25 protein-coding genes are annotated in these 25,708 nt (G+C 62.9%); 9 read left to right on the top strand and 16 right to left on the bottom strand.

The window, feature by feature from the left end; translation table 11 throughout:
• Nucleotides 1-8: 8 nt before the first annotated feature.
• Entirely contained in the window at nucleotides 9-242 is a 234-nt protein-coding gene (locus AB4Z15_RS10615) for a heavy-metal-associated domain-containing protein (RefSeq protein ID WP_442004887.1), read from the bottom strand.
• A gap of 49 nt (nucleotides 243-291) precedes the next feature.
• Nucleotides 292-663, bottom strand: a complete 372-nt coding sequence (locus AB4Z15_RS10620) for a metal-sensitive transcriptional regulator (protein WP_442004886.1) — start codon at nucleotides 661-663, stop codon at nucleotides 292-294.
• Nucleotides 664-821: 158 nt separating this feature from the next.
• On the opposite strand from AB4Z15_RS10620, the gene AB4Z15_RS10625 reads away from it, so the two are divergent.
• The gene (locus AB4Z15_RS10625) at nucleotides 822-1,298 is read left to right on the top strand and encodes a rhodanese-like domain-containing protein (RefSeq protein ID WP_442017224.1); all 477 of its coding nucleotides are present in this window, start codon (nucleotides 822-824) and stop codon (nucleotides 1,296-1,298) included.
• Nucleotides 1,299-1,316: 18 nt separating this feature from the next.
• Here AB4Z15_RS10625 and AB4Z15_RS10630 read toward each other — a convergent pair whose 3' ends face one another.
• Complete coding sequence (locus AB4Z15_RS10630) at nucleotides 1,317-1,754, bottom strand: VOC family protein (RefSeq protein WP_442017225.1); 438 nt, start codon at nucleotides 1,752-1,754, stop codon at nucleotides 1,317-1,319.
• A gap of 152 nt (nucleotides 1,755-1,906) precedes the next feature.
• Here AB4Z15_RS10630 and AB4Z15_RS10635 point away from each other — a divergent pair, with 152 nt between their 5' ends.
• Nucleotides 1,907-2,950 (top strand): hypothetical protein, encoded by a 1,044-nt coding sequence (locus tag AB4Z15_RS10635; RefSeq protein ID WP_442017226.1) that lies wholly within the window; start codon nucleotides 1,907-1,909, stop codon nucleotides 2,948-2,950.
• Nucleotides 2,951-3,004: 54 nt separating this feature from the next.
• Here AB4Z15_RS10635 and treS read toward each other — a convergent pair whose 3' ends face one another.
• The 4 genes from treS to AB4Z15_RS10655 all read right to left on the bottom strand — a co-directional run bounded on the left by treS (nucleotide 3,005) and on the right by AB4Z15_RS10655 (nucleotide 9,345).
• A complete protein-coding gene (treS, locus tag AB4Z15_RS10640) occupies nucleotides 3,005-5,206 on the bottom strand; it encodes a maltose alpha-D-glucosyltransferase (protein WP_442017328.1) in 2,202 nt (733 codons plus the stop codon).
• A 355-nt stretch (nucleotides 5,207-5,561) separates the two neighbouring features.
• Nucleotides 5,562-6,920: an MFS transporter gene (locus AB4Z15_RS10645; protein ID WP_442017227.1), complete on the bottom strand. Its 1,359-nt coding sequence runs from the start codon at nucleotides 6,918-6,920 to the stop codon at nucleotides 5,562-5,564.
• 59 nt (nucleotides 6,921-6,979) lie between these two features.
• Nucleotides 6,980-8,746 (bottom strand): sulfatase-like hydrolase/transferase, encoded by a 1,767-nt coding sequence (locus AB4Z15_RS10650; RefSeq protein ID WP_442017228.1) that lies wholly within the window; start codon nucleotides 8,744-8,746, stop codon nucleotides 6,980-6,982.
• On the bottom strand, nucleotides 8,743-9,345 hold the full coding sequence (locus AB4Z15_RS10655; RefSeq protein ID WP_442017229.1) for a PadR family transcriptional regulator: 603 nt from the start codon (nucleotides 9,343-9,345) through the stop codon (nucleotides 8,743-8,745). Before AB4Z15_RS10655 ends, AB4Z15_RS10650 begins: the two co-directional genes overlap by 4 nt.
• A 217-nt stretch (nucleotides 9,346-9,562) precedes the next feature.
• Here AB4Z15_RS10655 and AB4Z15_RS10660 point away from each other — a divergent pair, with 217 nt between their 5' ends.
• On the top strand, nucleotides 9,563-10,864 hold the full coding sequence (locus AB4Z15_RS10660; RefSeq protein WP_442017230.1) for an LssY C-terminal domain-containing protein: 1,302 nt from the start codon (nucleotides 9,563-9,565) through the stop codon (nucleotides 10,862-10,864).
• A 141-nt stretch (nucleotides 10,865-11,005) separates the two neighbouring features.
• Nucleotides 11,006-11,227, top strand: coding sequence for a hypothetical protein (locus AB4Z15_RS10665; RefSeq protein WP_442017231.1), 222 nt, complete (start codon nucleotides 11,006-11,008; stop codon nucleotides 11,225-11,227).
• Between the two features lie 126 nt (nucleotides 11,228-11,353).
• On the opposite strand, the gene AB4Z15_RS10670 is transcribed toward AB4Z15_RS10665, so the two are convergent.
• Genes AB4Z15_RS10670 through AB4Z15_RS10680 form a run of 3 tightly spaced genes read right to left on the bottom strand, consistent with a single transcriptional unit; the run spans nucleotide 11,354 to nucleotide 13,528 of the window.
• On the bottom strand, nucleotides 11,354-11,758 hold the full coding sequence (locus AB4Z15_RS10670; RefSeq protein ID WP_216924578.1) for a RidA family protein: 405 nt from the start codon (nucleotides 11,756-11,758) through the stop codon (nucleotides 11,354-11,356).
• Entirely contained in the window at nucleotides 11,755-12,516 is a 762-nt protein-coding gene (locus AB4Z15_RS10675) for an IclR family transcriptional regulator (protein ID WP_442017232.1), read from the bottom strand. The genes AB4Z15_RS10670 and AB4Z15_RS10675 overlap by 4 nt, the downstream gene beginning before the upstream one ends.
• Nucleotides 12,517-12,520: 4 nt before the next feature.
• Nucleotides 12,521-13,528, bottom strand: coding sequence for a sugar kinase (locus tag AB4Z15_RS10680; protein WP_442017233.1), 1,008 nt, complete (start codon nucleotides 13,526-13,528; stop codon nucleotides 12,521-12,523).
• Nucleotides 13,529-13,658: 130 nt separating this feature from the next.
• Here AB4Z15_RS10680 and AB4Z15_RS10685 point away from each other — a divergent pair, with 130 nt between their 5' ends.
• From AB4Z15_RS10685 to AB4Z15_RS10700, 4 genes are read left to right on the top strand one after another with little or no spacing between them, the layout of a single operon-like run.
• Nucleotides 13,659-14,981, top strand: a complete 1,323-nt coding sequence (locus AB4Z15_RS10685) for an alanine racemase (protein WP_442017234.1) — start codon at nucleotides 13,659-13,661, stop codon at nucleotides 14,979-14,981.
• Nucleotides 14,982-14,991: 10 nt separating this feature from the next.
• Nucleotides 14,992-16,674, top strand: a complete 1,683-nt coding sequence (locus tag AB4Z15_RS10690) for an N-acyl-D-amino-acid deacylase family protein (protein ID WP_442017235.1) — start codon at nucleotides 14,992-14,994, stop codon at nucleotides 16,672-16,674.
• Nucleotides 16,671-17,306: a bifunctional 4-hydroxy-2-oxoglutarate aldolase/2-dehydro-3-deoxy-phosphogluconate aldolase gene (locus AB4Z15_RS10695; RefSeq protein ID WP_442017236.1), complete on the top strand. Its 636-nt coding sequence runs from the start codon at nucleotides 16,671-16,673 to the stop codon at nucleotides 17,304-17,306. The genes AB4Z15_RS10690 and AB4Z15_RS10695 overlap by 4 nt, the downstream gene beginning before the upstream one ends.
• A 22-nt stretch (nucleotides 17,307-17,328) precedes the next feature.
• A complete protein-coding gene (locus AB4Z15_RS10700; protein ID WP_442017237.1) occupies nucleotides 17,329-18,720 on the top strand; it encodes a GntP family permease in 1,392 nt (463 codons plus the stop codon).
• Between the two features lie 198 nt (nucleotides 18,721-18,918).
• Here the strand turns inward: AB4Z15_RS10700 and AB4Z15_RS10705 are convergent, their stop codons facing one another.
• The 3 genes from AB4Z15_RS10705 to AB4Z15_RS10715 all read right to left on the bottom strand — a co-directional run bounded on the left by AB4Z15_RS10705 (nucleotide 18,919) and on the right by AB4Z15_RS10715 (nucleotide 22,411).
• On the bottom strand, nucleotides 18,919-19,425 hold the full coding sequence (locus tag AB4Z15_RS10705) for a universal stress protein (RefSeq protein ID WP_442017238.1): 507 nt from the start codon (nucleotides 19,423-19,425) through the stop codon (nucleotides 18,919-18,921).
• Nucleotides 19,426-19,529: 104 nt separating this feature from the next.
• Nucleotides 19,530-19,874 (bottom strand): CU044_2847 family protein, encoded by a 345-nt coding sequence (locus tag AB4Z15_RS10710; protein WP_442017239.1) that lies wholly within the window; start codon nucleotides 19,872-19,874, stop codon nucleotides 19,530-19,532.
• Nucleotides 19,871-22,411 (bottom strand): CHAT domain-containing protein, encoded by a 2,541-nt coding sequence (locus AB4Z15_RS10715; RefSeq protein ID WP_442017240.1) that lies wholly within the window; start codon nucleotides 22,409-22,411, stop codon nucleotides 19,871-19,873. Before AB4Z15_RS10715 ends, AB4Z15_RS10710 begins: the two co-directional genes overlap by 4 nt.
• 197 nt (nucleotides 22,412-22,608) lie before the next feature.
• Between AB4Z15_RS10715 and AB4Z15_RS10720 the strand changes: the two genes are divergently transcribed.
• Complete coding sequence (locus tag AB4Z15_RS10720) at nucleotides 22,609-22,809, top strand: hypothetical protein (RefSeq protein ID WP_442017241.1); 201 nt, start codon at nucleotides 22,609-22,611, stop codon at nucleotides 22,807-22,809.
• 31 nt (nucleotides 22,810-22,840) lie between these two features.
• Here AB4Z15_RS10720 and AB4Z15_RS10725 read toward each other — a convergent pair whose 3' ends face one another.
• From AB4Z15_RS10725 to AB4Z15_RS10735, 3 genes are all read right to left on the bottom strand, one after another.
• Complete coding sequence (locus AB4Z15_RS10725; protein ID WP_442017242.1) at nucleotides 22,841-23,503, bottom strand: GntR family transcriptional regulator; 663 nt, start codon at nucleotides 23,501-23,503, stop codon at nucleotides 22,841-22,843.
• 35 nt (nucleotides 23,504-23,538) lie between these two features.
• Nucleotides 23,539-24,672, bottom strand: coding sequence for an N-methyl-L-tryptophan oxidase (gene solA / locus AB4Z15_RS10730; protein WP_442017243.1), 1,134 nt, complete (start codon nucleotides 24,670-24,672; stop codon nucleotides 23,539-23,541).
• Between the two features lie 108 nt (nucleotides 24,673-24,780).
• The gene (locus AB4Z15_RS10735) at nucleotides 24,781-25,692 is read right to left on the bottom strand and encodes an ABC transporter substrate-binding protein (RefSeq protein ID WP_442017244.1); all 912 of its coding nucleotides are present in this window, start codon (nucleotides 25,690-25,692) and stop codon (nucleotides 24,781-24,783) included.
• Between the last annotated feature and the right edge of the window lie 16 nt (nucleotides 25,693-25,708).

Below are 25,708 nucleotides of genomic sequence, written 5' to 3' on the forward strand. Positions count from 1 at the left end.
GAGGTCTCCTAGGCTTCGTTGGCTACCACCAAGTAGCCGGCTTCAGCAACGGCCTCGCCTATTTCTGAAGGCGAGAGCTGGTTGGTGGATTTGATGGTCACGGTGGACAGTCCGCCGGGGTTGAGGTCTACTGAGACCTCTTCCACGCCGTTAAGTGCTTCGAGTTCCTCGCTCACGCTTGAAACACAGTGGCCGCAGGTCATGCCGGAAACGTTGACGTTCGTCTGGATGGTCTGGCTCATGATGCGCTCCTTTGTAGTGAGTTGAATGGTGTGGTGTGTGGTGGCGGAGTTACCGCAGCAGGCGCCCGATGGCATCGGTGGCCTCCTTCACTTTGGCGTCGATCTGTTCGGCGCGGGCTTCCGGGTTGGGCTCGGAGGCAGCGCCAACCACACAGTGGCCGATGTGCTCCTCGACGAGCCCAAGGCTGACGGCGTGCAGGGCTTTCGTGGCAGCAGCTACCTGCGTGAGGATGTCGATGCAGTACTTGTCCTCTTCCACCATGCGCGCGATGCCGCGGACCTGCCCCTCAATGCGTTTCAGGCGGCGCAGGTATGCATCCTTGTTGCTCGTATAACCGTGCGGCGCGGCGTGCTCCAGATCCACTTCAATGGTCGGGAAGTCACCGCCCGGCTGACTAATACTCAGGTCTGCATTGCTCATGCATTGAATGTATACCCCTTGGGGGTATCAAATCAAGTACCCCCCAGGGGTATCTCGCTAGTTGTTGCCAAGGAGCGCGAAGCAAGCCGGCGATCACGTAGTCTTTGCTTTGGCGGAAGGAGAATGCCGCTGAATCCGCTTTTCTCAACGGAGGACACGTGAAAACCTCGCCGCTCGCCATAAATCTCGATCCCGCCGCCTATTTTCGCGCCAAGCTGCAGTGCGAGATTGACGTTGTGGAAGTGGCAGAGTCGGAGCCAGGCTCCCTCGTTGTGGTGGACACACGCAGGCAGGCCTCATGGGATCATGGACATATTCCCGACGCGGTACATATTCCGACTGCGCAGATTCCGGCGTTGGCTGCTGACCTGATCCCGGCGGCCTCAAAGGTGGTGGTCTACTCATGGGGTCCGGGATGCAACGGCAGCACCTTCGCGGCGCTCGCATTCGCCGAGCTGGGATATTCCGTGAAGGAAATGATAGGCGGAATCGAGTACTGGATCCGGAATGGCCTCCCACTTGAGACTGCTTCCGGAGTCAGCTCGCAGAAGCCCGATCCACTGGTCACAGCTCACAAGTACGGGGACGGCTTGAAGGATTCTGCCCAAGACATCGCCCGAACCTCGGGCCGGTGATGTGAGGAACTTCGGCCGTCAGGCTTTCTTCAGTTCCTGGGCGAGCATCACGAGGATTCCGCTGGGGCCTCGGAGGTACGTGAGTTTGTAGACGTCGCCGTAGGTCGCCACGCCGCGAAGCGGATGGAATCCGTGCTTTGCAGCTACCTCGAGGGCCTTATCGATATCGTCGACCGAAAAGGCCACGCGGTGCATGCCAATGTCGTTGGGGCGCGTGGGGTCAGACTCGATCGCTTCCGGGTGGATGTATTCAAAGAGCTCAAGGCGACCCTGACCGTCAGGGGTTTGTAGCATCGCGATCTTGGCATGGTTTCCGTCAAGTCCTACAGCCATGTCGGCCCACTCGCCGCTGATCGTGTCACGGCCAATGACCGTAAGACCGAGGTCGGTGAAAAAGGCGATTGCTGCTTCGATATCGCGAACAGCGATACCGACATTCTCAAATTTGATGGGCATGCGTTGAAAGCTACCAAGGTCTGGCGATTGGCTCCAGTGATGGGGCGGCGCCGCCTGTTCACCCAGGTGACGGGTCGGCTTCCCGTTCCCGTAGCCTTGCGCAAGTAATTTGGCCGGTGCCCCCAAAGCCAAACCGATCTCTGGAGCCTGATATGTCACTCACACAACGTGCCCTGGGCGTAGCCGCCGCCTTGGTCCTCAGTGCCATCCCCGCATTGCCAGCCCAAGCGGCCCCGAGCGCAGACGCCGGTGATTCCTCCTTCACCTTCGGCGTGATCGGGGACGTTCCGTACGGTCCCGCCCAAGTCGAACGCTTTCCGCAGATGGTCACCGAACTGAACAACCAGGACGAGCTGAAGTTCGTCACGCATCTGGGCGACATCAAGGCAGGATCCGCTCAATGCACGGACGAGTACTTCGCCGCTATCAAGACGCAGTTTGACCGTTTCGAAGCTCCGCTCATCTACACGCCCGGCGATAACGAATGGGTGGACTGCCACCGAGTCAACAATGGCGCCTACAACCCGCTGGAGCGGCTCGACACCTTGCGCGAAATGTTCTTCAACACTCCGGGAAAGACCCTGGGTGGCAACATGCCGGTCAAGTCCGCCGCGGAGCAGGGGCTGCCCGAGAATGTGACATTCAGCAAGGAGCGGGTCGCGTTCTCCGTCATCAACGTCCAGGGTTCCAACAATTCGCTCGCGCCCTGGTCAGGTCTCGGTGAGACTGTGCCCAATGGGGCGCAACTCGCGGAGGTCCAAGCAAGGACAGCAGCGGATGTGGCCCAATTGCAACGAACTTTTGCGGATGCCAGGAAGACCAATTCCCGTGCTGTCGTGATCATGACCCAAGCCGACATGTTCGACCCGTTCATGCTCTCGCAGGGTGCCGAGGCGAACCCGGAGCTCGTGAGCGGCTTCCGCCCGATCGTCCAGGCAATTGCTGCCGGTTCCGCGTCCTACGGCGGCCCCGTCTACATCTTCAACGGCGACAGCCACGTCTACAACGACGATGCGCCGTTGGCCCCCGGCTCACCGTGGCTGCGCATCTACGGCGTGGACGCTGCAGAGAACATGCGCCGCGTGACCGTTGAAGGTGCAGCGACGTCCAACGAGTGGCTGCGTGTGACGGTTGCCCCCAACAGTTCTTCGGGTAACGACGTTCTGAGCTGGCGGCGCGTTCCGTACGCGTCCTGAACCACGCAAGAAGGCTCGACGCCGGCACTCACCCGGGTGCCGACGTCGAGCCTTCTAGTCGGTCTCCACTTCCTTCAGAACCAGCGCTGTCCCCTGGAACGCCCGCAGTTCGAGGAAGAAGCTGCCAAGATCGTCCACTTGCCCCACATTTTCGCCGCTGAAGAGATCGTGGACGCTGGCGCCAGGGACAAGATGCGAGGACTGGATGCTGCCGGCGATGTCCTGGTCGGAGAAGTTCAGGACGGTGACTTCAAGCTCGCCGCTGCCGAGTTGGTTGACAAGGACGAGCAGCCCGCGGTTGGAAACGTCGGGCACGTCCAGCAAAGTACTGGTTGCGATCCCTGATTGTTCCCTTACTTTCAGGATCTGCTGCAGTCGCCGGGCGTAGGAGCCTGGATCCTTGAGCTGTTCAGGCAGCGGACCGTAAAGACTGGTAGCGCGTGGCATCCCGGCCAACGACGTCTTGGCATCGGGGCTCGTCCCCATGAGGTCGTGTGCGCCGCGGTTGATCCAGCGGGTATCGCCCTGCGAAGTGAGCTCACGTACGGTGGCGCGGTCCAACGCTGTGATGCCGGTGAGGTCCCAGCCGGAAAGGGCGAAGACTCCGGGCTGCAGCGCGTTGTACATGGACAGGAGCACGTGGGCGTCAAGGACCTGAGACTCTTGCTCCTTGGTGATGGCGGCGGGGTTCTTGACGCCCAGGGCCGCCATGATGAAGCTGACGGTGGTGCAGGCGATGCCATTGGTTGTGAAGACCGCGTTGTACGGGCCATTCTCGCCCGTGAGGCGTTCCCGCAGGGTGTTCTGAACCTTCTCGGCAACCTCGGCACCGGTCAGCTCTTCGCCGGCAAGCTCGAAGATGTCCTCCCGGTGGCCAGCGGCAAAGTGGAGCAGTTCGTAGGTCAATTCATCGTGGTTCTGCAGCGCGTGCACCAGGGAGGCCTGGTCCACGCCGATCTCCATGGCAAGCCGAAGGGTAAGCCGCAGGAACTCGGTATCACCGGTGACCAGCGCGTAGTGGTAGGCGGGCCTGGTGATGAAGTCGTAGGACAAATCCGGGCCCGATTCGGACTGAGTCTTGATGTCGTCAATGGTGAGGTTGAGTTCCTGAAAAGAGAACCCACCCACCTTGCGGATCATGGAGCCAATGAGCTGGTTCGCTGCCTCGGACAAGGGGTGGCCTTCCGACCAGCCCGGCTGCTCCTCAGCACTCTTCTCGACGCCGAGGAACCCGTTGGCATCCAGCCGCAGGGCGCCGGTGCCCAGGTCCAGGAGGGAGTGCAGCGCATCGCCCACCACCAAACGCATCCCGGCGAAGGTTGGGTCCAGCCAGTTAATGGACGGCTGACCGGCCTTGAAATAATGGAGATACACCCAGCGACGGGTCTTGCCGGTGGTATCCACAATCGGCCGGGTGGCGCTCCAGTTGGTCTCCTTGACCCCGGGCTCGTAGAAGATCACCCGTTGGAGCCTGCCAATGATGTACCCGGCCTTTTGCAGGGCCTGCTCCGCGTCGGGACTGATGTTCACTGAGTCTTCGCCCTCTGGAACATCAGGCAGCAGGTGCCAGTCTTCCTCGGGGATGTCCACCATGTGATAGATGCCCGGGTAGTCCCGGAAGTTCATCTCGGCAAGACGGAAGTCGGCGCCCTTGCCCGTGTGCCCGGGCACGATGTCGTCGATGACCGTGCCGTCATGATCTGCGGCCACTTCGCACATCCGGCGGAACTCTTCTTCGGTGCCGAACGCGGGATCGATCGCCATGCTGATGCGGTCAAAGTGACCATCTACGCTAGGCGTTTGGGACCAACCGCTGATGCCTCCGGCCAGCTTGACGGGTCCGGTGTGCAGTCCACGGATGCCGATCTCCCGGAACGCTTTCCAGAGCCCCGGATCTCCCAACGCGGACAGGAATGACTGGCCCTCGCGGGTGATGAAGGAGAGAGGGTAGGCCGTGAACCACACGGGTGCGCGCTCCACAGCGGCCCTGGGATTTGGCCGGGCGTAGGCGTTTTGCCACATACTCGCCTGCCCTGAGAGTTGCCGTGCCATGGTGTTGGCGTCGCCGAGCATCGACTGGTTCCGAAGCCAGTCCACATACGTTGGGTTGCGCCCGTCGAATTCCAAGGAGGGGCGGGCTGCGAAGAATTGCCGCCTGCGCGCTATTGGCCGCAGGGCTTTCGGGCGGGCGGGATAGAACTGTTCGTCGAAAGTAATTTCCGCCGGCTCGGATACTGCAGTGTCATCGGCCTCCACAGCGTCCGTAGGCTCCGCGCCGTCCGTGGGTACCCCGCCATTCGTGGGTTTCACGCCGTTGGCCGGCGTATCCTGCCCCCCGGAATCTCCTGCGAGGCTTCGGTTCTCTGACACGTTCTCGCTGGCTATGGGCTCCCGCACAGTTTTCTCCTTTACGCGGTCGCCGCTTTCGCGCCGACCTTCCGAGGGGTCGTTCAAGAGGTCGCGTACTCCGGCTTCCCGGAGTCTTCATGCTAAGCACCGGAGTGCACCATTTGTCGACCCATGACGGACCTGTGGGTTGCGGAACCACCCGAAAAGGCTCGACGACGGCCCTCAGGTGAGTGCCGGCGTCGAGCCTTGGCTGTTGCTTTGGTCAGCCCTGGTGCAGTGCTTCCTGCCGGCGCTCCTCCAGGGCATTGCGGACACGCTCCACGTCCCGCGGGTAGCAGAAGTAGAGGGCCGTGAGGACTGCCGCGTTGACCAGCATGAGGATCACCAGGGTCCAGAGGAACACGGCCTGGATTCCGAGGCTTGAGGCCAGTGCCCCCGCTCCGAGGGAGAAGACGGCCCACCCGATGGTCTCGAAAACGGTCAGGAAGATGGCGAAGGCCTGGCCGCGAAGTTCCGGCAGGACGACGGCCGCGACGATCGGACGGTTGGCGGGCGGATTGGCTCCTTGGGCGAAGCCGATCAAGGCCCAGAACGCGCTGTAGATGCCGATGTTGTCGTAGTCGAATTGGGTGGCGAAGAATGCGACGGCGGCGAAGAGAACCTGGGCGCCCTGCAGGTAGGCAACCCGGCCGCGATCGGGTAGCACCCGGTCCAGGAGGGCGACGAGCCAGCCACCACCCGCGGTTCCGGCAAAGTAGCCAAGCCCAAAGGGCACCAGGACGATGGCCGCGACAGCGTTGGTGAAGCCTCGTTCCACCACGAGGAACTGGATACCGAAGATCGCGATGAGGAGGTGCCCGGACAGCAACCGCGAGAGCATCATGATGGAGAAGCTCGGAATCCGGAACAGCGAGGCCACGGAGCGGACAGTGACTTTCGGGGCGAGGCGCTCGCGGCCGCTAAGGTCTGCGAGCTGCTTCTCGGAAGCGCCAACTCCCGGGTCCTTCAGGAGCAGTGCCACAAGCAAGCCGGCCAGGAGGCAGATGCCACCGATGGTCCACATCCCGAAGCGCCAGCCGTCGGTAATGCCCGTAAACAAGGCGATGAGCGGGGCGATGAAGGAGCTGATAAGGCTCATGAATCCGTAGAAGTAGCCCGCAGCCTTGCCGCGCTGGCTGTCATCGAAGGAGTCCGCGATGATGGCGTTGGCGATCGGGCTTCCACCGATGATCGATGCCGACATCAGCGTGTTGAGGATCAACAGTTGCACGAAATCCTGGGAAAAACCTGCTGCTATACCGAAGACGCCACCTGCCAAGGTAGTGGCGATCAGCGCTTTCCGTCGGCCGATCTTTCCCGCAAGCCAGGCCCACGCAGGACCGGCAGGGACAGCAATGATTTTGCCGAGTGCGGCCAGCAGGCCAAGGTGGCTGCTCTGCAGTTTCAGGGCTGCCGCAATGGTCGGGAAAAGGGTGGCACTCAGGCCGGCTTCCGTATTGTCCACGACGGTAACGCCGGTGAGGACAGCGAGGTTTCGCCAGCGGTGGGGGACTTTGCTGGCCTGGCCTGCTCCTTCTGCTGGAGCTTCCGTGGCGAGGGCGGGGCTGGGTTGGGTGGTCATGGGCTGTAGGTCCTGTCTACATTGTCAGGCTGGGTTGGGGATGTGTCACTGGCTTGGAGTTACGCCGTGGGGACGGCAGCCAGTTCCTCGGCAATGGACCCGAGGGCGCTCGAGGGAACCGGGATGACGGCTGCGAGCTGGTAGAGGCTGAGCTGGGCGGGGATGTTTACCAACTCAGTGCTGATGAGGTCGGGGAGGTACCTCTCCACGGCTTCGCGGCCGCGGACGTCCTGGAGCAGTTCCAGAAGGGGCAGTGCCAGGGCCGCCCCGCCGTCGCCGAAGCTGTCGATCGGAGGCAGGGGTTCCAAGGCGAGCCGCGCCCTGTCCGCTTGCTGGGCGGCGAGCAAATGCTGGGCTGTGGGGTCGGAATCGAAGGGAATTCCGAGCCGCTGGAACTGGCTTTCCGGTGCATCGTTGGCGTGCATGAGTTTGGCCATTGTTTTCAGAAGGCGCAGTTCCAACTCGTCATCGATGATCGGGTTCGTTTGGTGGGGGTCGTTTTCCACGTCGAACAGGAGGGTTCCGTGGACCCACGAGTTCATCATGGAGGTGGTCTGGAGTTGCATTGTCCGCAGCCCCTTGGTGAAGCTGAACGCTTCCGCAGGTTCCCACTGCGCGAGTTCGGCCGTTGAGAACCGGGACCGCATGTGGGTGGGCATCAGCGTGTAATCCTCCAGCGGAGCGTTGGAAGGATCGACGGCGGCACGCATGTAGACGTAGCGGCCGTCAGTGACGTTGACGTGGCCACCGTGAATACCGAACAGGGCCGCCTCACGTACTTCGCTGTCATCCTGCAGCACGGCGGCAAGGTCGCGGCCCTCCATATCCTGCGTAGGTTCGACGCCGAAGAAGCGCAGCATGGTGGGTGCGATGTCGATGGTCTGGGCAAGAGCTCCACGCCGGGTGTCCTTGCCGCCGGTGCGCGGGTCCCACAGGAACATGGGCAGGTGAACCAGCTCGTTGAACCATGGCTGAACAGACTTGGCCCACCAACCGTGCTCGCCCAGCAGGAAGCCGTGGTCCGTGTTCACCAGGAGGAGGGTGTCTTCCCACAGGTTGTACTGATCCATGGCATCCAGAACGCGTCCAAGCGACTTGTCGCACATCGAGACCAACGCGGCATATTCGTAACGGGCGTGCTCCACCTGATCCTGCGGCTCGGTGACCTTCTGATATCCCGGCCAATCAAATTCGGGGCCATCGTAATCATGCTCGTACAAGGCCTTGTATTTGCTGTGGGTGAAGAAGGGCTCATGCGGATCGAAAAGCTCGATCTGGAGCATCCACTTGTCTGCTTCATGGTTGGTATCGATGAAGTGCAGGCCGGCGTCGACAGTTTTCGTCTGGGAGTGATCAGCCTCGGTGGGCATATAGCTGCGGTTGATGAGATCCTGACGCTTCATCCCGGCACGCCAGTCCTGGCTTCCGCTGGAAGGATTTACTACACCCTTCCAAGGGTCACCTTCCTGGCCACGGAAGAACTCCCAGGTGGTGTACCGCGGGTGATAGGTGGCGCCTCCGTCCTCCCAGTAGTGCGGGTGGTCTGATACGAGATGCGTGTGCACTCCTGCCTTTCCGAGCATCTCCGGCATGGAATCGTCGAACGGTTCCAGCGGCCCCCAACTGCGGTGCAGGAAATTGTGGCGGCCCGTGTGCATCTCGCGGCGGGCGGGCATGCAGGGCATCGAACCGGCATAAAAATTGTCGAACGTGGCTGTCTTTGCTGCGAGGCGGGCAAAGTTGGGGGCGTCTACGAACGTGTCCGCGGCGTACGGGGAGAGCATGTGCCTGTTGAGGCTATCGAACATGAGAATGATGGCCTTCATGGTCGCAGCTCCGCCGGTACTGCGGTGAGCGAGCGGGACGACAGCTGTCCATCCAGGAGCTCCTTGCGCAGGCTGATGAGTCCAGCAACATGGGCGTCGATGGCGCTCGCGCCCATGAGGTGCAGCCGCTCTCCCACGGATTCGGCCAGCTCGGTGTCAAAGGCGATGGTGGGAGCCCATTGTTCCCTGCGGTCGCGGTTGCGGTAGCGGGCGATTTCGTCCTGGCGGGTCTGGATTTCGACGTCCAGAATCCGGAGGAGTTGCTCGGCGCTCATGAAGCCGGCAAAGGACAACCGCGCGGCGAGTTCGGGGTCCTGGAAACGGCTGGCCGGGTGGTACGGGCCGGTGAGCCAATCGAGGAACACCGTGGCTCCTTCATCAGTGACGCGGTAGGTCTTTGCGTCCTGTGCGCCGGGCCGTGGGTCCACGCTATGGGTCACCCAACCTTGGCTCTCCATGCTCCCGAGCGAGCGGTAGACCTGGCTCATCTGCGTATTTGAGCGCAGGAAGCGGCCGTGGGTGTCCAGGAACTTCTTGATGTCGTAGCCCGTGCTCGGGTGCTCCAGCAGGACTCCAAGAAGGATGTGTTCGAGCTTCATTGTTCTCTCCATTGGCGGTCATTGCGTGATGCGGATCACGTCTTCTAAGAAAAGAATGACACAAGTGGAATGGTGAGTCAATGACACAAGTGGAATGCTTTTGGTTGCGTAGGCGCCAAGGCAAGTTCCGGCGTCGAACCTTAACGCGCAAGCCTGTGTACACAAGGAGGACGGGAGGCGAAGCTTAAGGGGCACGTGCACCCAGGGGGAGTTCCGAATGTACAAAGCGCCGAACAAGGCAGTCACGGACAGCCGGCTCGACCACGCATTCTTCGTTCTCGGGGGAGCCGCTGCCGTATGGCTGGCGTTCCTGTTGGTGGGGGAGAGCTTTCACCTCGGGTGGGGCCAGGTGTGGTTCTCCTTTGTGTTCTGGGCCTTCCTTGCCTACCTGCTGCTGCCCCGCCTCCACCGAATACTGACCACCATTTACGTTCCCGGTTACTTCATCGGGCGGGCCCGGACCAGCGACGGACTGCTCGGTGACCCGGTGAACGTGGCCCTTATGGGCACCGAGCCGCAGATCCACGCGATCATGAGGGCTGCCGGGTGGACCATTGCCGACGACGTGACCTTCGCCAGCAGCCGGCGAATCGTGAGCTCGACACTTTTGAGGCAGAGCTACACCCAGGCGCCCGTCAGCCCCTTGTACCTCTTTGACCGTCAGCAGGACTTCGCCTACCAGCAGGAAGTGGACAGCAACCCCGGCAAACGCCACCACGTCCGCTTTTGGCGCTGCCCGGAGGGTTGGATGCTGCCCGGCGGGCACAAGGTGGACTGGCTCGCCGCCGGCACCTACGATCGCAGCGTTGGCTTCTCACTGTTCACCCTGCAGATCACGCACAAGATCGAGCAGAATACCGATGTGGAGCGGGACCACATCGTGCGGACGGTGTCGGAGGCTGAGCCTGCCTTAACCGTCCGTGTCATCAAGGACTTTTCCACCGGATATCACTCGCGCAATGGCGGAGGGGACTCGATCTCCACAGACGGCGATCTGCCCATCATCGACGCCCGCCGTGTGCCCGTCCCCGCCGACCAACCAGCCAGCCAGACGGACAGCCGCGACCGCCGTCCCGCACCCACCATGACGGGCGCATTCCTCGTGGTCATCCGGGCCTTGGCGGCGCTGGCTTTGGCCATCACCTTGCTCACCTCGGGCGGCGACATCACCATTGAGGACGCCAACCTTGACCCGCAAACCACGACGGCGGCAATCGTCACCATAGCTGCGATCGTCCTGGTCTTCGGGCTCGGCGAGGTATTCCTTGCCTGGCGGATATTCCTCGGCAGCAACGGCGCCCGAGTCATTGCGATGGGACTCAGCTCCATCTCGATCGTGGTCCAAGCCATCGATGCCTCCACGGGGACCACCAATCTCACGCTTGAGGCAGGCCTGTCCGGTTTGGCCACGGACATCCTGGTGCTGCTTGCTTTGTCCAGCCAACGGGCCAGGATCTATGCCAAGCGCCAGCGGGTGCCGGCCGTCCCGCCGTCGGTGGTTCGCCGGGTGGCTTCCTGACCTTCTTTGACGGCGGGGGTCCCGCGGCGCGCCGAGGAATGCGGCGTGTCGGCGGGCTGTGAGCGTCAAAGTGGGTGAGGAAGCAACGGGCCTCCTAGCAACGCTTGCGCCTCGCCCGCGGGCCCACGTAGCCTCGCGTAGATGAGCGATGACACAAAGCCCACCTTGGACCGGAACACCCGAGCGGACAAGTACGGGAGCTCGGCATTGCTCCCAGTTGGAATCGTCTTTCTCATTGTCGCGGTGGCCATGGCGATCATAGTCAACCCTGCCGGGATCGCATTCTTGGGCATGGGCATCACTTTCCTCATCCTCGGGATCCAAAACCGCCGCAAGAACAAGAGCGAAACCCCGGCACCCTAGCCCAGGAGAACGCTGACGCCGCGCAAATTCACTGGGGACACAGAAACGGGCTGACGACGCCTGGATATAGGTGTCGCCAGCCCGAAACTGTGGCGCAAACGAAAATGGGTGTCGCGGCCAGGGAGCCTACGCAGTAACAGCCAGGGCGTCGATCTCCACCAGCATGACCTCGTGCGGGAGATCAACAAACACGGTGGTGCGGCTCGGCAGCAATCCGCTGGGCACGTTCTCGCGGATGAACTCCCCGTACACCTCGTTCATCGCGGCAAAGTCATCACGGGTGGTGAGGTAGACGCGGAACATGATGACGTCTTCAACGGAGGAACCGCCGGCTTCGAGGATGGCCTTCACGTTCTCCAGGGTGCGACGTGTCTGGACGCGGACGTCGCCCTCGCCGATGTACTGGTTGGTGGCGGGATCCATGGGGCCCTGGCCGGAGACCTGGAACATCCCGCCCTTTTTGATGCCCTGGGAAAATACGTGTGCCGGGGCGGGGGCGTTTTCGGTCAGTACTACGTTCTTTTCACTCATGCTGAGTTCCTTTCGTGGCTGATCCAGCCGAGGTCATTCGAGATGGCCTCGGTGCTGGCTTTGAGGTCGGGCAGCAGCTCCAGCAAGCCTTCATAGCTGAGCATCACTACCGGTACCGAACAAGAGGCTGCGGCAACAACAGCGCCGCTGGCGTCGCGGATGGGGGCCGCGATGCAGTGCACGAATGCCTCGTGCTCAGCGTTGTCGTGGGCCCAGCCCTGTTCCTTGACCTGCTCGAGTTCGGCCAGTAAGGCCTCCGGCGAGGTCAGGGTGTTCTCGGTAACTTTGATGTAGTCCAGCCCCGCCGCGATCTTTTCCTGCCGGCTCCGCGGCATGTCGGCGAGAAGGACCTTGGACACAGCGGCCGAGTGCAGCGATGCAGTCAGGCCGATGCGCGAGTACATGCGGACGGGGTGGTGGGACTCGAACTTATCGATGTACACCACCTCGCTTCCTTCGAACGCGGCGAGGTGCACTGTGTGCCCGGTGCGGCCATTCAGCTCGGCGAGGTGCGGATGGGCGACCTTGCGAATGTCCCGCTGCTCCAGAGCCAGCGATGACAGTTCGAACAGTTTGGAACCCAGCATGAACCGCTGCTCTTCGTCCCGGACCACGAACCGCTTCTCCTCCATGGCGTGCAGCAGCCGCATCACGGTGGTTTTGTGCACGGACGCTTTGGACGAGAGCTCGTCAAGGGTGGCGGGCTTCGCTGCGAGTTCGGCGAGCAGGTCGATGGCCCGCATGAGGCTCTGGCTCAAAATGTCACGCTCCGGTTCTGGTGTTGAAATGTCCCTCTTCAACATGGATAGCAGCCCAGTCCTCATCCGAAGAATCAAGGATGGCCGCGAGCTCAACAGCATCAGGCAGGGGGCCGCGGTCGCCATGGACGGTCAAGGTACAGGCAGCCGCGACGTGCCCCCGCCGGAGGCTCTCCTTTTGTCCCAGCCCGGACAGCATGCCGCTGAGGTAACCGGCGGCGAACGAGTCACCCGCGCCAACAGGCTCGACGACGGCGACGGACAGTGCGGGCACCTCTTCCCGGGTGCCACTCTGGTCCAGGGAGATCGCGCTGATAGCCTCATTCTTGATGACGAGCACCTGAGGGTCCGGCATCAAACGGCGCAGTTCGGCTTCCTCAGTTGTGCCGAACGCGTGCTCGGCTTCGTCTTTTCCAACAAGGACAACGTCGGCCAGGTTCGCCAGGCGCTGCAGGACCGAACGATCCTGGCCCGCCCAGAGGGCTTCGCGCCAATTGACGTCGAAGCTGACGATGCGCCCGTTCCGCGGCTCGGTCAGCATGGCCTCCAGGAGAGACAGGCACTCGGCGGACAGGGCAGCGGTGATGCCACTCAGGTGGATGAGTGCCGCATTTTCCAGCAGTGACGAAACAGCGGGATTGGAAAGCAAAGGGCGTCCCATGGCCGACGCCGCAGAACCTTGCCGATAGTACAGAACTGAGCTGCCGCCGTCGGGGTCTGATTCCTGGGCGGGGACCTTCACGTAGAGGCCGGTGGGCCGGGACTCGTCCACCTCGACGCCGGAGACTCCCACTCCGTGCGCTTGAAGCTCGTCAAGGATGCGCGTGCCGAAGCCGTCATGGCCCACCCGGCTAACCCAGTGCGTCTCCAGGCCCATGGCCGCGAGTCCCATGGCGACATTGGACTCAGCGCCACCAATTCCGCAGTGGAGTTCGGTTGCGAGGTGCAGGGGAACGGCCTGGACAGGGGTAAGCATGGCCATTGTTTCGCCAACGCATACAGCTGAAAGCATCGTTCTCCCACTAGTTCGTGCGCCTCTGCGCGGCCTTGACTCTCGATCCGCCACCATGTTAGACATATCACCATCAGGTTTGCAACCAGCGTTGCAAAATACGCAACGCAACCGCGAAGGGAATGAACCCGTGAACACTTCCGAAGCCATCTCGGCACACGCCGTGGCCGGCCTTGCAGACCGTCAACTCGATTGGCGGCATAAGGCGATTCCGGCCACCGCCAACGGGAGCACGCACGCCGAATTCCTTGCGGCCAAGCACACGCTGGCCGATCTCCAGACGCCGCTGCTCACGCTTGATAGTGCTGCGCTCCAGGCCAACGCCGATCACTTGGCCGAATGGTGCAAGGAACACGGCGTGCTGTTGGCGCCACACGGCAAGACCACCATGTCTCCCCAGCTCTGGACCGAGCAGCTCAACCGCGGAGCCTGGGGTATCACCCTCGCGAACTTCGCGCAGCTGCGGGTGGCCCGCGAGTTCGGCGTCCGGAACCTGCAGCTCGCCAACAGCCTTACGGACCCGCACGCCATCCAATGGGTGGCCGGAACGTCCACTGCCGATGGGCCGATCCTGTCCTGGGTGGACTCAGTGGGAACCGTGGAAGTCATTAACCGCGTGCTCGCCGGGAACGACTCCGTGCTGGATGTGCTCGTGGAGCTCGGTGCGCATGGAGGCCGGACCGGAGCCCGGGGCGTTGACGCTGCCATGGCGGTGGCCCGCGCCGTAGCTGCTTCACCGAATCTGCGGTTGGTAGGTGTCAGCGGCTACGAAGGCTCGCTCGCCCACACAGCCGACGACGCCGGACTGGGTGCCGTCCGCGGCTACCTCGCCCAGATGCGGCTACTTCATGAAGAACTGCTCGCCGGGGGTTTGTACGATTCCAGCGAAGTGATCATCACCGCCGGCGGCAGCGCCTACTTCGACGACGTCGTCACCGTTCTCTCGCCCTGCATCAGCACAGGGGCCGAAATGGGAGATCCCAGCGTGGACCTCATGATCCGCAGCGGCGCCTACATCATCCACGACGACGGGTTCTACCGCGGAATCTCGCCTTTCTCCCGCGAAGGTGATCAGCCGTTCCGGGCGGGAATGCACGGTTGGGCAAGGGTCGTCTCACAAACGGAACCGGGCCTGGCCATCCTCGACGCCGGCAAGCGCGACCTCCCTTTCGATGAAGGACTGCCGGAACCGCAGCTCATCGGTCCTGTCCTCGGCGGAGAGATGGAGCGACTGCATGGAGCCCAAATCACGTCGGTCAACGATCAGCACAGCTTCATGACCTTCGACCCCGATACCACCAGCGTCCAACCCGGCGATGTGATCCGGCTGGGCCTGTCCCATCCCTGCACAGCCTTCGATAAGTGGACCGTGATCCCGGTGCTCGGGGACAGCGGGTCCGCCGAAAGCTCAGGCAACCAGGCCGTCGTCGACCTTATCCATACCTTCTTCTAGGACCCCTGCCATGAAGACCCTTATCAGCAACGCCACCCTGGTGGATGGAACCGGAGCGGACCGCCGCACGGCGGATGTCCTGCTGGACGGTGCGGTGATTGCCGCCGTCGTCGACGCCGGTTCCCTCACCGCTGGTTCCCTCACTGCAGCCTCAACCGGCGCGGACCGCGTTATCGATGCCACTGGTTTGGTCCTGAGTCCTGGGTTCATCGATATGCACGCGCATTCTGACCTGCAACTGCTTGTTAACAGGCAGCACTACGCCAAGCTCAGCCAAGGCGTCACCACGGAACTTTTGGGCCAGGATGGTCTCTCTTACGCACCAGTGGATGATGCCACGCTTGCAGGTGTCCGGGAGAAGATCGCTGGTTGGAACGATAACCCGGCGGACTTCGACTGGGACTGGCGGACCGTGGGGGAGTACCTGGACCGGTTGGATAGTGAGGTCACCGATGCGAACGGCACCACAGGCCGCATCGCCACCAACGCAGCCTACCTGGTTCCTCAAGGAACCGTCCGGGCCATGGTGATGGGCTTCGCCGAAGGTGACCCGACGCCGGAGCAACAGCAGCAGATGCAGGACGTCATCCGGTTGGCCATGGAGGAGGGCGCCGTCGGAATGTCCTCCGGCCTGACCTACACGCCGGGCATGTACGCGCAGACCGAAGAACTCGCTGGCCTCTGCAGGACTGTGGGGGAGCTGGGCGGCTTCTACGCACCCCATCACCGCTCGTACGGCAAGGGTGCGCTGGGTGCGTATGCGGAGATGATCGGGCTGAGCCGGGACACAGGCTGCGCCCTTCATTTGTCCCACGCCACCATGAACTTCGCGGAGAACAAGGGACGGGCAGGCGAACTCCTGGAGCTCATCGATGAAGCCCTGGAGCAAGGTGTGGACATCACCCTGGACACCTACCCGTACCTCCCCGGCGCCACCACGCTCTCCGCGATCCTTCCCAGTTGGGCGTCGTCCGGCGGAACGGAAGCGACGCTTGCCCGCCTGGCAGATCCCGAGTCCCGCGCCCCCATCAGGGAAGCCGTTGAGATCTACGGATCCGACGGCTGCCACGGGGTAGTTGCCGAGTGGGACACCCTTGAAATCAGTGGCGTCCAGAACCCGGCGCTCGCAGGACTCGTGGGCAAAACCATCAAGGACATCGCCGCCGAGAGCAACGAAGAGCCGTTCGATGTTTTCGCCCGCATCCTCACCGAAGACCGCCTCGGCACCGGCATCCTGCAGCACGTGGGGCACGAGGAAAACGTCCAGGCCATCATGAAACACCGCACGCACACCGGCGGAAGCGATGGCCTCCTGGTCGGCGCCAAGCCGCACCCCCGTGCCTGGGGAACCTTCCCGCGCTACCTCGGCCACTACTCTCGCGATCTCGGATTGCTCAGCCTCGAGGAAACCGTTCATCACCTGAGTGGGCGTCCGGCCGCACGACTCAAGCTCCACAACAGGGGACTGGTCCGCGAAGGCTACGCGGCCGACGTCGTGCTCTTCGATCCGGACACCATCCGCGACGAAGCCACTTTTGAGAATCCCCGCCAACCCGCCAGCGGCATCCATTACGTCTTCGTCAACGGCGAAGCAGCGATCGACGGCGGCCAGCCCACCGGTGCGCGCGCCGGCCGTGCGCTGCGTCGAAGCCGTGACGGACTTAGCCGAGAAGGAAAGCAGCACCACCCATGACTCCTGAAGAATTCATCCAGCAGCTTGAAGCCGACCGCACCCTGGCCGTGGTCCGCGCACCGTCCATTACGGACGCCGCGGATCTCTGCCGGGCATTGGCCGACGGCGGCATCCGCAGTGTGGAACTGACGTTCACTACCCCGGATGCGCTCAAGCACGTCAAGCGTGCGGCAGAAACTGCCGCAGACCATGGTGCCGCCGTCGGAATTGGTACGGTCCTGACCGCAGACCAAGCCCGCGCAGCGATCGATGCCGGTGCTAAGTTCCTGGTGACACCGGGCATCCGGCCGGAAGTTGCAGCCGTCGCCGTGGCCGCCGGCATACCCTTCAGCCTTGGCGCCATGACGCCCACCGAAGTGGCACAGGCACTTGACCTTGGGTCCGGCGTCGTCAAGATTTTCCCTGCCCGGCAACTCGGACCTGCGTATCTGAAGGACCTGCAGGGCCCCTACCCAGGCATCCGTTTGTTGCCTTCGGGAGGCATCGACGCTTCCAACGCAAAGAGCTACCTCGACGCCGGTGCTGTCGCAGTCTGCTGCGGCACCAGCGTGGTCCCGCCCGCAGCGGTCGCTGCAGGCAACTGGGCAGACATCGCGGCCCGTGCCGCCGCGTTTACCGGCACCCTCAAGTAGGACTCACCCAGAAAGAATCCCCATGAATGAATTTCTCGAATGGCTGCGGCACGACACCGCCGGCCTGCTCCTCCTGGCAGGCGCGGGCATCGCCCTCCTGCTGTTCCTGATCATCAAGGTCAAGCTCGAACCGTTCATCGCCCTGGTGGGAACCGGCGTGATCGTGGCTTTGGTGGGTGGGGTCTCGGTTGAAGCGTTGGTCGGCTCGGCCACCAAGAGCAGTGATGCCCTGATTGAGAAGGGCTTCGCCGGTATCCTTGGCCACATCACCGTGATCATCGGCCTCGGTACTGTGCTCGGTGCCATCCTCGAACGGTCTGGTGGTGCGGAAGTGCTGCTCGGCAGGCTGGTCAAGATCTTCGGCGAAAAGGGCACCCCGCTCGCCATGGGTATCACCGGCTTTGTGCTGGGTATCCCGGTGTTCTTCGATATCGGCATCTTCGTCCTGGCCCCGTTGGTTTACGTCGCTGCTATTCGCGGCGGCAAGTCGCTGGCACTGTACGCACTTCCGTTGCTGGCCGGCCTCTCCGTGACACACGCCTTCCTGCCTCCGCACCCCGGACCCGTTGCTGCCGCAGGCCTGTTCCATGTGGACCTTGGCTGGATCATCCTCATGGGCCTCATCTGCGGCATCCCGGCCTGGTTCGCCTCCGGTATTTTGTGGGGCACGTGGATCGGCAAGCGCGTGATGGTGAATGTTCCCGAGGACCGCATCGTTGCTGAGGCCGAGGAAGCGCGTGGCCACGAGCCGTCCATCGGACTGGTGCTGCTGGCCATCGGCCTGCCCATGATCCTCATCCTTGGCGGCACGTTCGGCAACATCTTTGCGCCTCCCGGTGTTTTCCGAGACATACTCCAGTTCTTCGGCAACCCGGCAATCGCACTGACCGTCGCCGTGCTGCTGGCCATGTGGCTCCTGGGCATCCGGCGCGGCATGAGCTCCGCCGAACTCAGCGAAATCACGGGTTCATCGCTTCGTCCCGTAGGCATGATCCTGCTGGTTGTTGGCGCCGGCGCGTTCTTTGGCGCAGTTCTCTCGGCTACCGGTGTTGGCAAGGCTGTGGCGGACTCGCTGGCCCAGGCCGGCCTGCCGATCATCCTCTCCGCCTTCGTGATCAGCGCGGGTATGCGCATTGCGCAGGGCTCCGCAACCGTGGCGATCGTAACCACCGGCGGCATCCTGGCCCCGAGTTTGGCCTCGGGTTACTCCCAGCCGCAGCTCGCCCTGATCGTGGTGGCGATCTCCTCCGGCTCCATCATCGCCAGCCACGTCAACGATGGCGGCTTCTGGATCATCTCCAAGTACTTCAACATGTCAGTCAAGGACACTCTGAAGACCTGGACCGTTCTGGAGACAGTGTTGTCGATCGTGGGCTTCGCAATGGCGGCGCTGCTGTACACGTTCGTGAGGTGACCTTTCGGCACCCAAGCCGGGTGCCGGCGTCGTGCGCTTGTCCCCATGAGAGTGCAGCTTAAACAAAGAGCTCCGGAGTGCGTTATTGGGGGATACGCACTCCGGAGCGGTCTTTGAGCAGGTGCTTCCGCTTCCTGCAGTAATCACTCTACGTTGGGCGGGACGGCATTGCCACCACCTCGAATAAGTACTTTCGCTTTAGTTTTTACGGGCAGCTTCCTGGGGCTTTTTCTGCGGCACGATCAGCACCGGCCGGCGTTGATGATGGCTCAGCCATGCCGCCACCGAGCCGTTCAAAGCCTCGGAAATGCGGTGTCCCAGGCCAGGTTCCGGCGTTCCGACAATGATCATCGAGGCGTGGATGTCCTCGGCGAGTCGGCCCAGGGCGCGGGCAGGATCTCCAGCGAGCAACCGCAGAGTCCAATCCGCTGAGCCGCCATCCATGGCTTCGCCGATGACCTTGCCCAGATCACTGCGGACAGCTGCGACCTCCTCGTCATCTTTCTCCGGATGAAGCGACATTCGGTGTGTCTCCCGCGCCGGGTCCCATTCCACGAGGTAACTGGCCTCGTCCACGTAGGCACAAACCAGCGGCACGCCGAGTTGCTCAGCCAGCGTCCGGGCTGTTTGCAGCACCTCCACGTGCTGGTCGGGCAAGACGCCGACAACCAAAGGAATCCGTCCGCTGAAATTCTCCGCAGCCATACCTTATTGTTGCGCCGCGAGGTGTCCTTGAACAGGCCGTCTGCTCACCCAAGTAGGTCGCAGTTGAGCGCGTTTTGAGGGCTCAGAACGCGCTCAGCTGCGACCTACTTGGGTGGGGACGGTTTATTCCATGTCAGCCGCACCTTGAAGTTGGATGCCGTGCTGGCCGATGCAATGAAAGCCCCGGCCTCGGCGTGGAGGTCTATGCCGAACTCCACACTGACCTCGTCAGGACGGTTCTCCAAGCTCAGCAGCTCATCGATCACGCCCTGCACGGCGGGTCGGACATGCTCGAGGGCCCGCTGGAACGTCTGCTGGGCCCTCGCGAAGACGCCGGAATGATCCCCCGCATGATCGCCACCTCGGGTCACGATGCTCCCGGCTGTGCTCGCGACCTCCACAACAACCGTGCCGCCGTCGTCGGTGGTGAACTCAACCAGGCGGCTCATGGTGACGTTCCCGCCTTGGCAGGAGGCCCCGCTTCAGTCGCCGGCCGAAGCCGCCGTGCCATCACGACGAACACAACGCCCACCGCGCAAAGAAGCATCAGATGCAGCAGCAACGGCAGCGCCTGCGACATGTACCAGCTCTCCATGAACACGCCTTTCCCTTGGATCCAGATGATCGGTTGCAACACGGTGGGCAGCAGCAGGAGCCACCCAAACGTTCGCCTGGCCGGGTCCTTTAGCGCCAGAATGCCCGCCCAAAGTCCGAAGGCGGCCAGGAAAAAACTGGCCACGACGCCGGTCACTTCCACCGTGTAGTTCAAGCCGGCGAGCCCAAAGATCGCCGCGGAAAGCACGACGCCGGTCATCGCAACACGCGCTGGTACGGCCCGTTCAGGCAGCCCGGCGAGCATGAGCAGCAGATAACCGACTGGTGCCAGCAGTCCGTACAGGATCCGGAGTACGATGTCGCCGCCGTTGTCCTGCCAGTAAGTCTCGTCGAACCACATGAAGAACACCACGATGGACGCCCCCAAGCCGCCCGCCACTGCCAAGGCCGCACCGCCCCACGCGAGCGGTGTCCAAGCGAGTGCTGGTTGCGGCGGTTTCGCGGATGGAGTGCTCGACGCCGGGGCTTGGGTAGGTGCCGGGATCCGCGCTGTGGGGGGTGCCGTTGTGGGGGTCGCCGTTGGCCGCCGTGGCTCTGCGGGCAGGTCCGCAGCCGTGTATGAGCCTCTTTCCGGGGAAGGCTGTTTTGCTGGCTCCGGTTCTGGTGGCTTCGCCTTCTCGATCTCAGCCCTTGCAGCGCTCGCAAGCCCATCGGGATCGGCAGCGGTCGGATCGAGCGTCGAAAGTTCGGCTGACACATCCACCACGGCTCCCCACGAGCCCAAAGACGAGTGGTAGCGCAGTTCGCCCTGGAGGTCGGAGATGCGTTGACGGCGCTCGCAGTCCTGCCGGCGGTTTGCTGCTTCGGGAAACTCTGGATCTTCCTGCACCAGGGCATAGGCGTCCGCCGCGGCCAGCCAATCCCCTGCCTCTTCAGCGGCGAGTGCCTCACGGTAGGTGCGGGACATGTCCAGCCGATGCTGTGCACTCTCCCTTAGCGCGGTCGCGTCACGGTAGCCGGGTTCCAAGGTCAGGAGGTCATCGAACAATTCAACGGCTTGCTCGAAACGCCGTGCCCTTGACTCCGCAGATGCCTGGACGTACAGGGCCCGCAATTGGGCTCGCTTCATGGCCTGATCGGCGTTGGTTTGTGCGGCCCTCGCGGCAGCGCCATCGCCCACGCGGGAACTTCCCGGGGCCTGCAGCGGGGCTGACGTTTGCCCGCCCAAGGTGGGTGCCGGCGTCGGGACCGTAGCTTGGCCGGCTTGCCCGCCCGAGGTAGGTGCCGGCGTCGAACGTGCTTCCGACACCGTTGCGCGTGGCGTGCCGCGCAGCGTGAAGAGTTGAGTGGAGCCGCCCCGGACGTAGAGGGCCGGCGTGACCCACTCGAGTGTGCCGTCCGGGCTGGCCATGACCGAGATCCGGCCGACGCGTGCTGCCTCGTCCACAGTTCGGCCGTTGGCGATCGCGGCGTAGAAGCCGTGGGCGAAGGCGATGGCCGCGGAGTCACTGATGGCGAATTGCATTGCCGCGACGGCGCCTATCCCGCTCCTGACCAACGAGGAAGCGGTGCCGGAAAAGAGGTCCGATTGGCCCATCTCGCCGGAGGAACACGAGTTCAACACAACGAGCCGCGGGCGTGGGGCGGCAACACTGAGCAGGGCCATGAGCCGCACGGCCCGGACCATCGCGGCCCTGCCGTCCGGCCCCACCAGGGCGATCCTGCCTTCATCTGTCCGGGAATCGTAATCGCCGTGGCCCACGAAATGGACCACATGCCAGGGACCGGCCAGCAGCAAGGACTGAACGTCGTCCCACGTTCCGCTCCTGGACCACACCAGCTCCACGCGTCCCTCGGCTACAGGACCGGCCAGCGCCCTGCTCAGGTGGTCCTTCTCGGCATCAACGTCGAGGGTAGGAAGGTCCCGGGGCGAAGCGACGATGCCCAGGATCCGCAGCGGGGGAGCCACGTCCAAGGGGTTCTGGTTGTAGTCGGGAGCAGGGATATGCCGTAACAGGGGTTCTGTTTGGCACAAGTACGTCTCGGTTTCGGGGTCGAAGAGGGTCTCCCACGGCATGGTTGCCAATTCCGGGGCGGCCAGCCGCAAGACCACCCTGAGTTGCTGGCCAGCGTGTTGGGCCGCGCCAAGGCTGGCCCGGTACGTGCCGTAGACCTCGCGGGTGAACAAAGCCTGGAACAACTGCTGGCCTACTTCGCGGACTGCCATCTCCGCCACGGGCATAGTGCGCCGGGCGGCCACGGCGGAGGCAAGAACAGTGGCTTCAAGCTGGGGCAGCCGGTCCAGGATGCCGTCAACGTCCAAGGTGAACATCCCCGAAGCGTGGCCTCCCGCCGGAGCACGGACCACGTGCACCGTGTATTCGCCGCGTGCAGAGCCGGTATCGATCTCCAGCTCGATGTCACAGTCCATGGCGGATCCCTTGTGCGAGGGGCGTGGGCACGGGTTCTTGAAACCTGCGCGCCAGCGTCCTAGGTACAGATTGGCCCTTCGCCCGATTCCCCACAAGACCCTGATAGCCAAGGCCGTGATGGAGCAGCCCTTGTAGGGCAGCCCTTGTAGACGACCCGGCCCCGGCCTACGGTTAATCCGAAGGAAGGTGGTCTGCGATGGAAATCTTCATGTGGTGGCTGGACCTGCACTTGGACAGCAAGGAGTGGCTGCGCGAAAACCTGCGTGCCGAGGAACTTCCGTTGCAGGTCCTGCAGCATATCGCCGAGGCTGGCGGGCCTCATACAGACAAGGTCAGCGGGGTGCTGACGTTGCAGGACTGGGACTTCATTGAGACGCAGTCGGAGTTCGTGGACTAAGCGTTCGTGGACTAGGGCAGGGCTTGCCGGTTTACTTCTGCTCTAGTGGTTCTTCGTGGAGGGCATTCTGGAATTGGCTGACCATTTCCTGCCGGAAGGCATCGAAATCTCCTGCCAGAGCTAGCTCAGCCAATTTCTCGTGCTCAACAGCAATATCGTGCAGGTCGCTATAGGTGCGGTGATCGACCGCCAGGTACAGGCGCAGCTTGTTCTCCCACCCGTTCCACATGTTTTGCAGGGCGGTGTTCCCCGAAAATTCGTAGAAGAGCCTGTGGAAGCGAAGGTGGGCGTCGATGCTGCCCGGGATGTCGTTGGTGTCGGTGGCCCGGTACAGTTCCTCGATGGTCTGCTTGAGCCGGAGCCGCTCGGGACCCCGCAGGGTGGGGGCTGAAAGCTCGGCAGCATAGGGTTCAACGAGTACCCGGATCGATGCGATCTCAGCGACGTCACGGGCACTGACTTCCACAACGAAGGACCCCCGGAAGGGGATCTTGACCACCAGCCCTTCCTCCTCAAGTTTGGTCAGCGCCTCACGTAGCGGGGACCGACTGATACCGAGGTCAGCGGCGATGTGCGTTTCGCGAAGCTGTTCCCCCGGAGGCACAGTTCCGTTCAGGATGGCGGTGCGGAGCACGCGGTAGACACCATCCGGCGTCGTCATCCGCTGTTCCTGCCACGTGAACTTGCGGTCCATGTGCCACCTCCCTGTCGATTGTCGATTATACCGGCCTAGCTCGTCCTGAACCGCTCAGGGCGTACGAATTCCAGGCCGTCGACCGACTGTTTTCCGAGCGCTTCGTACGCGGCGATGTGGCCGAAGCCCGTGGCGTTTTTGAATCCGCCTCCGGAGAAGCCTGTGGCGCCGTAGATCGTGCTTGACCTGCCGAGCCAGCCCAACAGCGGGTTCCGGTCCTCGGTGTAGAGGTCCGGGAAGGCGTCGGAGCGGATGATGCTGGGAACCAGGCCGGGCAAGAACTCGGTGACGGCTTCCAAGGTGTCGGCAATTTCGGCTGTTGTGAGTTCCCTGGGGAAAGCATCGGGGTCAGTCGTCACCGTGCCCCGGCCGTCGAGGGTGGCTTTGACGGTAACGCCGTCCACGGCGGGTGCCCCGTACATGGAGCGGTCCTCGTACATCCGGCTGAAAGTGGGGAACTTCTCCGGGGCGAACTGGGCTGCGTCGCGGGCAACGAACCAGCTCAGGAAAACCCTGCGGGTTTCCGTGTGTGCCTTCAGGTAGTCAGGCATGAGCCGCTGTGACCAGCCCCCTGAGGCGACGATGACGTTCTCGAAGGTCCAGGTGCTGTCCCCCGAGGTGACGACGACGCCGTCGTTGGTTTCCCGGATGCCGGTAACAGGAGTGTTGTTAAGGACTGTTGCCCCGTTTGCCTGTGCAGCGGCAACGGCTGCCGTTACTGCCCGGTCGGTCCGTAGGACCCCGGCGTTGGGGTCGAATACCGCGGAGTCGTCAGCCCGGAGGTTGTGCTGCGGGTAGCGTTCAGCCATTTCCTCACGGCTCAGGATCTGGTGTGCAGCCCCATTTGTGCGGGCAGTCTCCAGGACGCTGCGGAGGTATGGCCCATCGGTGGTGCCGATGGAGAGTCCGCCACAGCGGGTGAGGATGTCCTGTCCGGTTTCTGCCTCGAGTTCCGCCCAGAGATCCCGTGAACGCTCCAGGATGGGGTAGAGCGCCGGGCTGCCACGATAAATCATGCGGAACAGCCGGGTGTCGCCGCCTACGGCGCTGCGTCCATGGGCCGGGGTGTGTGTTTCGAAACCGACCACGGAATCGGAAAGACGGGAGGCCTGCCAGAGTGCCATGCTTCCGATGCTGCCCAGGCCGATGACGGCGAGTTTTCCATCCATGCTTAGAGCACCTCGATATCTTCATTCATGAACAGCAGGGTGTCTGCTGTTGGGCGGGCGAAGCCCATGCTTCTGCGACTGATGGTTTGCATGTGGGGAGCACGTCTCCTAGTTGAGCTTGGCTTCGGTGATGGCGCCGGATTCAAGGCCCCAATTCGAGAGGGACTTCTTGTACTCCGGGCTGTTCAGGACGGACTGGACGGCGGCCTGGAGGGCGGGGGTCAGGGGAGAGCCCTTTTTCAGGCCGATCGCCGTCACGTCGCTGGAGCCGACGTTGATCTGCGGGGTCAGGATGGTGAACGATTTGGGCTGCTGCTTCTCGGCCCAGGCGAGGGAGGTTGTGTCGTAGAGGATGCCGTCGATGCGCTTGGACGCCAGCTGGGTCAGGGCGTCCTGGACGTTGGGCAGGGTCACGGCGTTGATGGCTGGCTGTCCCTTGGAGGTGCAGGTCTGCTCCGAGAGGGCGGGGAGGCGCTTGAGTTGGCCTGTAGAGCCGGCTGTGACGGCAATGTTTTTGCCGCACAGTGTCTCGTTGGTGAGTTTCAGCGGGTTACCCGCGGCCACGGCCACTGAGTTGCCGGCCTTGAAGTAGTCGATCATGTCCAGGACCTTCAGCCGCTCCGGCGTTGGTGCCATGGTGGTGACGGTGAAGTCGTAGCGGCCACCGTCAACGCCCGGAATGATCGTGTCGAAGACGGTGTTCTCGAACTTCAGCTTCAGGCCGAGCTTCTTGGCTATCAGGCGGGCAATGTCCGGGTTCAGGCCGATCGGCGTCGAGTTGTCCTCGGCGAGGAACGTCGTCGGCGGGTAGTGCAGGTCCATCGCGACCGTGAGTTCGCCCTTGTCCTTAGAGGACGCCGGCAACAAGCTCACAGCTCTTTCGTCAGGTTGGACGCCCTCGGAGATGTCGGCCGTTTTCGGATCTGTTGGGGAGGTGCTTGTTGACCCGCCACAGCCGGTGAGGGCCACCAGCATTGCAAACCCTGCCGCTGCAGCCTGGATCCTGCTAATGGTCTTCATGATGTACCTCCGCGGG

It is taken from the genome of Paenarthrobacter sp. 2TAF44, from assembly GCF_052114885.1.
In the GTDB taxonomy this organism is placed as follows: Bacteria; Actinomycetota; Actinomycetes; order Actinomycetales; family Micrococcaceae; genus Arthrobacter.

Bases quoted from the DNA above. Each gene is read 5' to 3' on its own strand.
- AB4Z15_RS10725 (WP_442017242.1), bottom strand. From the start codon at position 23,503: ATGGACCGCAAGTTCACGTGGCAGGAACAGCGGATGACGACGCCGGAT.
- AB4Z15_RS10620 (WP_442004886.1), bottom strand. From the start codon at position 663: ATGAGCAATGCAGACCTGAGTATTAGTCAGCCGGGCGGTGACTTCCCG.
- AB4Z15_RS10695 (WP_442017236.1), top strand. From the start codon at position 16,671: ATGACTCCTGAAGAATTCATCCAGCAGCTTGAAGCCGACCGCACCCTG.
- AB4Z15_RS10645 (WP_442017227.1), bottom strand. From the start codon at position 6,920: ATGACCACCCAACCCAGCCCCGCCCTCGCCACGGAAGCTCCAGCAGAA.
- AB4Z15_RS10665 (WP_442017231.1), top strand. From the start codon at position 11,006: ATGAGCGATGACACAAAGCCCACCTTGGACCGGAACACCCGAGCGGAC.
- AB4Z15_RS10635 (WP_442017226.1), top strand. From the start codon at position 1,907: ATGTCACTCACACAACGTGCCCTGGGCGTAGCCGCCGCCTTGGTCCTC.
- AB4Z15_RS10650 (WP_442017228.1), bottom strand. From the start codon at position 8,746: ATGAAGGCCATCATTCTCATGTTCGATAGCCTCAACAGGCACATGCTC.
- AB4Z15_RS10710 (WP_442017239.1), bottom strand. From the start codon at position 19,874: ATGAGCCGCCTGGTTGAGTTCACCACCGACGACGGCGGCACGGTTGTT.
- AB4Z15_RS10660 (WP_442017230.1), top strand. From the start codon at position 9,563: ATGTACAAAGCGCCGAACAAGGCAGTCACGGACAGCCGGCTCGACCAC.
- solA (WP_442017243.1), bottom strand. From the start codon at position 24,672: ATGGATGGAAAACTCGCCGTCATCGGCCTGGGCAGCATCGGAAGCATG.
- AB4Z15_RS10670 (WP_216924578.1), bottom strand. From the start codon at position 11,758: ATGAGTGAAAAGAACGTAGTACTGACCGAAAACGCCCCCGCCCCGGCA.
- AB4Z15_RS10735 (WP_442017244.1), bottom strand. From the start codon at position 25,692: ATGAAGACCATTAGCAGGATCCAGGCTGCAGCGGCAGGGTTTGCAATG.
- AB4Z15_RS10715 (WP_442017240.1), bottom strand. From the start codon at position 22,411: ATGGACTGTGACATCGAGCTGGAGATCGATACCGGCTCTGCACGCGGC.
- AB4Z15_RS10720 (WP_442017241.1), top strand. From the start codon at position 22,609: ATGGAAATCTTCATGTGGTGGCTGGACCTGCACTTGGACAGCAAGGAG.
- AB4Z15_RS10655 (WP_442017229.1), bottom strand. From the start codon at position 9,345: ATGAAGCTCGAACACATCCTTCTTGGAGTCCTGCTGGAGCACCCGAGC.
- AB4Z15_RS10615 (WP_442004887.1), bottom strand. From the start codon at position 242: ATGAGCCAGACCATCCAGACGAACGTCAACGTTTCCGGCATGACCTGC.
- AB4Z15_RS10630 (WP_442017225.1), bottom strand. From the start codon at position 1,754: ATGCCCATCAAATTTGAGAATGTCGGTATCGCTGTTCGCGATATCGAA.
- AB4Z15_RS10700 (WP_442017237.1), top strand. From the start codon at position 17,329: ATGAATGAATTTCTCGAATGGCTGCGGCACGACACCGCCGGCCTGCTC.
- AB4Z15_RS10680 (WP_442017233.1), bottom strand. From the start codon at position 13,528: ATGCTTTCAGCTGTATGCGTTGGCGAAACAATGGCCATGCTTACCCCT.
- AB4Z15_RS10705 (WP_442017238.1), bottom strand. From the start codon at position 19,425: ATGGCTGCGGAGAATTTCAGCGGACGGATTCCTTTGGTTGTCGGCGTC.
- AB4Z15_RS10690 (WP_442017235.1), top strand. From the start codon at position 14,992: ATGAAGACCCTTATCAGCAACGCCACCCTGGTGGATGGAACCGGAGCG.